Origin of the sequence: Dietzia sp. HMSC21D01 (genome assembly GCF_001815995.1) — a bacterium.
Classification (GTDB): Bacteria; Actinomycetota; Actinomycetes; order Mycobacteriales; family Mycobacteriaceae; genus Dietzia; species Dietzia cinnamea.
The window spans coordinates 1-1,151 of record NZ_KV823908.1 but is presented as its reverse complement, the minus strand read 5'-3'; the positions used below and the strand labels follow the sequence as shown (position 1 = coordinate 1,151).

2 protein-coding genes are annotated in these 1,151 nt (G+C 65.7%); both read left to right on the top strand.

Annotated elements, in window-relative coordinates; translation table 11 throughout:
* The coding region (locus HMPREF3086_RS08710) for a tyrosine-type recombinase/integrase (RefSeq protein WP_070721379.1) at nucleotides 1-789 on the top strand (789 nt) is incomplete at its 5' end.
* Nucleotides 786-1,118, top strand: coding sequence for a helix-turn-helix domain-containing protein (locus HMPREF3086_RS08705; protein ID WP_017836429.1), 333 nt, complete (start codon nucleotides 786-788; stop codon nucleotides 1,116-1,118). The genes HMPREF3086_RS08710 and HMPREF3086_RS08705, both read left to right, overlap by 4 nt.
* Nucleotides 1,119-1,151: the final 33 nt, after the last annotated feature.

The following is a 1,151-nucleotide window of genomic DNA, read 5'->3' as shown; positions in this document are numbered from 1 at the left end:
CCGGATTACGGCTGGGATCGGGTGTGCGAGCAGCACTTCGGCACCCATCCGGCGCAGGTGTTCTTCGACTGGAACACCGCACCACACGTGCAGGCCTACGACGGGCGGGCCACAAAGCGGCCCTACACTCGCGAGGAACTCGATGCACTGTTTGAGCACGCCGACAACGAAGTCGCACGCGCTGGCGCCTCCGGGCGGAAAGGCTGGCAGCCCGCCTACCGGGACGCGGTCATGATGAAGATCGCCTACGGCTACGGTCTGCGATTCAACGAGTTGCGCCACCTGCAAACCGTCGACTTCGCCCGCAATCCCCACGCCCGCGAATTCGGGGCCTTCGGCCTCTGCAAGGTCCGCTACGGAAAATCCCGACGCGCCTCTCCCTTTCGGCCCCGCAGCGTGTTGACCGTATGGCGCTGGACTCCAAGCATCCTCGAAGACTGGCTGGCCAATGGCCGCGGCGCCCCCGACGGCCTCGAGCTGTTCTGTAGTGAACGTGGCGGACTCGTCGTGGAATCGACCTTGCTGCGTCGGCTACGCCGGTACTGCGACGAACTCGGATTCTCCGATGGTCTCGATATCCATTCCTTCCGTCGCTCGTACGCCACTCACCTGCTGGAAGCGGGATGGGATCCCCGGTTCGTCCAGGACCAGATGGGCCACGAGTACGCCTCGACCACCGGGATCTACCAGTTCACCTCCGATGAGTTCCGGCGCTCCACCCTCCGCGCCGCGCTCGACCGCACGATGAATCAAGCACTGTCACCCGACGATCGGAGCGGACCATCATGAAGCGCACCGTCGACTACCGCTGGCGTCTGGCCGAGCTCATGGCCGCACGCGGCATGCACAACACCACCGAACTGATCCCGCACCTGGCCGAACGCGACATCACCCTGTCCCGGCCGCAGGTCTACCGACTGGTTACCCAGCGCCCCGAACGCATCTCCCTGCAGGTCGTAGCCGCCCTGTGCGACATCTTCGACTGCGGACCCGACGACCTGCTCACCGTCACCGCTGCTGATGCACGCGCCCGCAAAACCGGCACCACCCCGGCAGCGAATGTCGTCGACCTCGACCGGTCCGTCCGCCCACGCCGCGCCAACATCCTCGACGAATAGCCCCGCCCGCGAGGAGGACGACCAATGAACCCG

Excerpts from the sequence above, each read along its gene's own strand:
- HMPREF3086_RS08705 (WP_017836429.1), top strand. The coding sequence starts at position 786 with ATGAAGCGCACCGTCGACTACCGCTGGCGTCTGGCCGAGCTCATGGCC.